General features: G+C 67.8%; 6 protein-coding genes and 2 pseudogenes. 4 read left to right on the top strand and 4 right to left on the bottom strand.

The window, feature by feature from the left end; all coding sequences use genetic code 11:
• Together prpB and VMJ11_RS16020 are read right to left on the bottom strand one after the other, a co-directional pair.
• Positions 1-167, bottom strand: a pseudogene (gene prpB, locus VMJ11_RS16025) (methylisocitrate lyase); the annotation flags it as partial.
• 71 nt (positions 168-238) lie between these two features.
• Positions 239-388 (bottom strand): hypothetical protein, encoded by a 150-nt coding sequence (locus tag VMJ11_RS16020; protein WP_325620371.1) that lies wholly within the window; start codon positions 386-388, stop codon positions 239-241.
• On the opposite strand from VMJ11_RS16020, the gene prpR reads away from it, so the two are divergent.
• Positions 387-2,429 carry a propionate catabolism operon regulatory protein PrpR gene (gene prpR / locus VMJ11_RS16015; RefSeq protein ID WP_325620370.1) on the top strand — a complete coding sequence of 681 codons (2,043 nt, stop codon included), beginning with the start codon at positions 387-389 and terminating at the stop codon, positions 2,427-2,429. The genes VMJ11_RS16020 and prpR overlap by 2 nt on opposite strands.
• Positions 2,430-2,479: 50 nt before the next feature.
• Here the strand turns inward: prpR and VMJ11_RS16010 are convergent, their stop codons facing one another.
• Positions 2,480-2,872, bottom strand: coding sequence for a hypothetical protein (locus tag VMJ11_RS16010; protein ID WP_325620369.1), 393 nt, complete (start codon positions 2,870-2,872; stop codon positions 2,480-2,482).
• 206 nt (positions 2,873-3,078) lie between these two features.
• Between VMJ11_RS16010 and VMJ11_RS16005 the strand changes: the two genes are divergently transcribed.
• A complete protein-coding gene (locus tag VMJ11_RS16005; RefSeq protein WP_414694406.1) occupies positions 3,079-3,693 on the top strand; it encodes a DNA-3-methyladenine glycosylase in 615 nt (204 codons plus the stop codon).
• A gap of 173 nt (positions 3,694-3,866) precedes the next feature.
• The gene (locus VMJ11_RS16000; RefSeq protein WP_325620367.1) at positions 3,867-4,220 is read left to right on the top strand and encodes a DUF4148 domain-containing protein; all 354 of its coding nucleotides are present in this window, start codon (positions 3,867-3,869) and stop codon (positions 4,218-4,220) included.
• Positions 4,221-4,611: 391 nt separating this feature from the next.
• Here the strand turns inward: VMJ11_RS16000 and VMJ11_RS15995 are convergent, their stop codons facing one another.
• The gene (locus VMJ11_RS15995) at positions 4,612-5,055 is read right to left on the bottom strand and encodes a CBS domain-containing protein (RefSeq protein ID WP_325620366.1); all 444 of its coding nucleotides are present in this window, start codon (positions 5,053-5,055) and stop codon (positions 4,612-4,614) included.
• Positions 5,056-5,342: 287 nt separating this feature from the next.
• Here VMJ11_RS15995 and VMJ11_RS15990 point away from each other — a divergent pair.
• Positions 5,343-5,674 (top strand): annotated as a pseudogene (locus VMJ11_RS15990) (GTP cyclohydrolase II); the annotation flags it as partial.

Below are 5,674 nucleotides of genomic sequence, written 5' to 3'. Positions count from 1 at the left end.
GAATTGGCGGCGACGCCGCCACCCGAAAGATAGACGGCCTTGAAGCCGGTCGCCTGGGCGAGCTTCGCCGCATACGCGGTGATGGCGCCGACAACCTGCAGCGGTTGCTCGGCGGCCACGGCGGCGCGGAATTTCGCGCCGGCGCTGGCGGGGGATCTGTTGCTCATGCGTGATGTCTCCAATTGAATCGCCGATCTGTACTGCAGATAGCGTGCCAGCTCTTTGTGATCAGGCTAACTCATTGAATTTTCGAATGATTTTTCAGTGTTCCGCTGCCGGTCTGATTTCTTTGATGAAATCGCGATTTCAAAAATGAAATCGACGCGCGATAATGCGGGCAGGCCGGCGGCCGTCCTGGCCGCGCGGTGACCGCATCGTTGGACACCATGAACCGCTTTCCCGCTCCCGCTTCTCCCGGATTCCGCCCGCGCGTGTGGGCCATGGGCATCAGCCGTCTGCGCGACCTGTTTCGCGACATCGCCCGCGAGTACGATGAACTCGCGGACCTGCGCGTGGTGCCGCGCGGCTTCGAGGAGGCGGTGGCCGAGATCGCCGCCGCGGGGCCGAACCAGCGCCCCGACGTCGTGGTGGCGGCGGGTTCGAACGGCACGTACCTGAAGGCGCGCGTCGACGTGCCCGTGGTGCTCCTGCAGCCCACGGGCTTCGACGTGATGCAGGCGCTCGCGCGCGCGCGGCGCGACGCCGAGCTCGTCGCGCTCGTCACTTATGGCGAGACGCCCATCGAGGTGCGCCGCTTCGTGAGCGCCTACGGGCTCGACGTGGTGTTCGGCCAGTACCGCACGGTGCAGGACGCCGAGGCCTGCGTACTCGACCTGCGCGACCGCGGCGTGGGAGCGGTCGTCGGGCCGGGTCTCGTCAACGACCTTGCGGCGCGGCTCGGGCTCGTGCCGTTTTTCGTCTACTCGCGGCCCTCGGTGCGCGCGGCCTTCGACAATGCGCTCGAGCTCGTGCAGGCCACCTGGCGCGAGACGCTGCGCCGCCAGCGCCTCGACAGCGTGCTGCAGCACCTGCGCGACGGCGTGGTGGCGCTCGATGCGCGCGGCCGCGTGGAAGCGATCAACCAGCGTCTCGCGGCCGTGCTCGACATCGATCCGGCTACGGCGGCGGGGCAGTCGCTAGCGGCGCTCGCGCCCGACATCGCCTTTTCGCTGCCCGAAACCGATGGCGAATCGCTCGAAACCGTGCGCGGCGTGAGCTACGTCGTGCATCGCGGGCCGCTCGTCGACAACGGCGTGACGACGGGCGCCGTGCTCACGTTCCAGGAGTCGCGCGCGGTGGAGCGGCTCGACCGCACCCTGCGTTCGCGCCAGCGAACGCAGCAGTTCGTGGCGCGCTACCGGCTGGACGACCTGAGTGGCGCGACGCCGGGCATCGAGCGCGTGCGGCAGCTCGCGCGGCGCTACGCGAAGTCGGACGCCACCGTGCTGATACGCGGCGAAAGCGGCACGGGCAAGGAGATGATCGCGCAGGGCATTCACCGCGAGAGCGCGCGCCGCGATTTTCCGTTCGTCGCCATCAATTGCGGCGCGTTTCCCGAGGCGCTGCTCGAGAGCGAGCTGTTCGGCTACGAGGAAGGCGCGTTCACGGGTGCCCGGCGTGGCGGCAAGGTGGGGCTCATCGAGGCGGCGCACCGCGGCACGCTTTTTCTCGATGAGATCGGCGAGATGCCCTTGCCGCTGCAGAGCCGCTTGTTGCGCGTGCTGCAGGAGCGCGAGGTCGTGCGCCTCGGCGCGACGGAGCCCACGCGCGTGGACGTGCGCGTGGTCGCCGCCACGCACCGCGCGCTCACCGACCAGATCGAGGCGGGCGAGTTTCGCGCGGACCTTTTCTATCGGCTCAACATTCTCAATCTCGCGATTCCGCCGCTGCGCGAGCGCGCCACGGACATCGCATTGCTCGCCGGCGAGCTGCTGCTGCAGGCCTCGCGACGCGAGCCGCGCGTGGCGGTGCGCATCCGCACGCCCGACGACGCGGCGCGCACGCTGGCGCAGGTGAGCGGAGCGCTGGCACGCCATGCGTGGCCCGGCAACGTGCGTGAATTGCAGAACGTGGTCGAGCGGATGGTGGTGGAACTGGCGGATTCGGAGGAGGACGTGCTCGCGCCGGAGGTGTTGCGCTCGATCGCGCCGGAGGTTTTCGAATCGGGCCGCGCCGGCGCGCAGACCGCGGGGGCACCGGGCGAAGCGGCGCTGACCTTGCGCGAACGCAGCCTGAACGTCGAAGCCGACGAAATCCGCGCGGCGCTCGACGCCTGCAACGGCGATCGCGACCGCGCGTGCGAGATGCTCGGCATCAGCAAGACGACGCTCTGGCGGCGCCTTTCCGCCGCGAAGACGAAGCGAGTCAGCGCGGCGGCTGAAGCGGACGCGAAGGCGTCGGCGACGCCTCGCAAGCCGTCGCGCAGCTGAACCGTGCGGTTGATCCGCGCCGCGCAAGTTCGGCAGCTACATCGGCTTCTTCAGTTCTTTATCCCGTTCAGGAGCGGCGCGACGACGCCATGCAGATGCAGGATCTCGGGGCTCGCCTGCAACAGCGCCTGGTAGCGCTCGTAGAACTCCGCCGATTCCTCGCCGGAAAAGAGCGCGGCCACGCCTTGCGCTGCGCCGATGCGATCGTCGGCGCTCGCGTCTTTCGCGTCGAGCGTTTCGTCGACGTTCGCGATCACGGTCGAGAACGGCATGAGCCAGCGAAAGCCCGAGCCGTTGATGAGCACCTGCAGGAAGGCGGCCGGCGTGACCGGACCGAACTCGCGCTCGTACTGCGCGCGCTCATGGTCGAGGATCGCCTTGTGCAGCGTGAGCAGCGGCTTGCGGACGTCCGAGAGGAATTGAATCGCGCTCTGTTCGTTCATCGTGCGGCTCCTTCGGTGACGCGCACCGGTTCGTGGGGTGGCGCGAGCAGCAGTTCGCGCGCGCATGCAGGCGATGGTAGCGCAACGCAAGGGCGAGGTCGCCGCGCGCAGCTCGCGCGGCGCTGGCGCTACACTCTGCCGGTTCGCGACTGCGCGACGCCCGCCCAACTAACCCTGCTCGACCCGCCAGACCCGAAATGCGCTCGATGACGATCCTGCCGCTGCGCCGCGACGACCTGCCGCTCGATACCACCGAGCTCGCACGTTTCATGGTGGGCAAATATCTCGTTCGCGACCTCGCCGAGGGGCGCATCGTCGGGCGGTTGGTCGAAATCGAAGCCTATCCCCTGGGCGACTCCACGAGCTATGCCTTCATCGGCCGGCGCCCGACGAACGCCTCGATGTTCCTCGAGCGCGGCCATGCCCACGTGCGGCTCACGTACGGCAGCGCGTGGATGTTCAACATGTCGGCCGAGGCCGTGGACGTGGGCGCGGGCGTGCTGTTTCGGGCCGTCGAGCCGCTCGAAGGGCTCGCGGCGATGCAAGCCCTGCGCCCCGGTGTGCCGCTGCGTGACCTGGCGCGTGGACCGGGCCGGCTCTCGCAGGCCTATGGCGTCGGCGCGGCGTTCGACGGCGTCGATCTATGCTGCGGGCATGGGCTGTGGATCGGGCGCGTGGACGAACCGGAACGGCCGGTGGGCGTGACGACGCGAATCGGCCTGTCGCGGGAAATGGACCGGCCTCTGCGCTTCTACGAACTGGGCAGCCCGTTCGTGAGCGGGCCGCGCAAGCTGCTGGGCGGCGACGTCGCGCAAGGTTGATGGCCCGCGGGACGCGGGCGGCGTCCGCGCGGCCGGAATTATTGCAGTGCGGGAAAGTATATTTTCTTCAAATAGGGGTTTGCCCTAAACTCTTGTCCCAATAGACTGAAATCACCGGTCCGGCGATGCCCACTGAGGCGCCGGCGTACAACAAGTGATGGAGGTAAATGGTCATGAAATCCCGCACCTTGATTCAAGCTGCATTTGTCGCCGCCCTGGTGGCCGCTCCGGCCCTTTCGTTTGCCCAGGACGTGCAGAACGAAGCCCCGAAGTCCCGCGCCGAGGTGAAGGCCGAACTGATCCAGCTGGAAAAGGCTGGCTACAACCCGGCCACCGCTAACGACGCCACTTATCCGAGCGACATCCAGGCCGCCGAAACGCGCGTGTCGCAACAGGAAGGCGTGGCGCAGCAGGCCCCCGCAGCCGAAACGAGCGGGTACGGCCCATCGACCTCGGGTTCGTCGCAGTCGGGCCAGCCGGGCACACCCACGATGCGACCGGCGCAATCGATCTATTTCGGCAACTGAGCGCGGCCAGGCACAGCCAGCCGCAGCCATGCAGATAGCGCCATGATGATCGCCCGGCACGATGAGCGGGCGATGTGCAGGCCTCGGAACGCCGTCGCGCAGGCTGCCCCTCGAGCGACATCGATCGGCCACACGCTGGCCGTTCCGGCGCACCCGGACGTCCGCGCGCCGCAAGCGGTCTGACTCGCCGCGCTGGCGCCCCGACGCCGCCAGGCTCCCAACCGATACCGGCAACGGTGGAATCGCTTCCACCGTTGCCCCACGCCACCGCGCCAACCATCGCGCGATTTTCATGCGTGGAACCTCCGCCGCCGCGAGGTGGCTTCGCCCAACCCCTTCGGGATTGGGCGTTTTTTCACGTTCTGCCGTTCGGGAGTTGCCTGCGCGGCCTTCAGATGGCCGGGCCGCCGGTGATGTAGTGCTCGAGCTGCTCGATCGTGAACTTCTGCTCGGCGATGATTTCCTTCACCAGATCGCCGATCGACACCATGCCTACGACCTTGCCGCCTTCCATGACGGGCAGGTGGCGCATGCGCCGCTCGGTCATCAGCGCCATGCAGTCGTAGGTGGTCTGGTCGAGTTCGACGAAGCGCACGTGCGAACTCATGATGTCGCGCACGGCGGTCGTTTTCGACGACCGGTCCATCAGCACGACCTTGCGCGCGTAATCCCGCTCCGTGATGATGCCGGCGATCGCCGGACCGTCGGTCACCAGCAGCGCGCCGATCTGCTTCTCGGCCATCAGGCGAAGTGCGGTGTAGACGGAGTCGGAAGCTTCGATCGTGTAGACCACCTGTTCCGGCTTCGATTTGAGTACCTGGGCAACGCTTGTCATAGGGCGACTCCTCCTCGTCCTTCTGGTTGTGCAGTCATTGCGCGGCGCGGCACGCCGGGCGGAGCGCCCGTCGTGCAGGGGGAAAGCCATTCCAGTATAGGCGGATGGCGTGGCGCGCGTCGTCGGGGTAAGCGCGGGGTCGCACCATTTATGCGGCGCTCATGCGGCGCGGATGACCGGCCGCTTGAAGGGGCGTGGCGGCGGGGCGGGCCAAATGGCGGTAAACTCCGGTTCCGAACTCCAATCCGGCCCTGTGCCGGTTTTTGCCAGTCTTCTGCTCGAGAATCATGCCTACGCTTCCTGAGTCGTCCTGCGCGGACGGCGATAACGCCAACGAATGCGTCGTGCTTGACGCAACCGCCACGCTGCCGACCCGCTACGGCACGTTCGAGTCCTACGTGTACCGGGTGAAGGACGGCGGCGCCGAGCACCTCGCGCTCGTGATGGGCGACGTGGGCACCGGCGAGCCCGTGCTGACGCGGCTGCACTCCGAATGCGTGACCGGTGACGTGCTGGGCTCCTACCGCTGCGACTGCGGCGAGCAGCTCGACCTCGCCCTGCGCTATATCGCGGCCGAAGGCCGTGGCGTGCTGCTCTATCTGCGCGGTCATGAAGGCCG

Origin of the sequence: Paraburkholderia sp. (assembly GCF_035501035.1) — a bacterium.
Taxonomy (GTDB): domain Bacteria; phylum Pseudomonadota; class Gammaproteobacteria; order Burkholderiales; family Burkholderiaceae; genus Paraburkholderia.
This window is presented reverse-complemented; position numbering and strand designations above follow the sequence as displayed.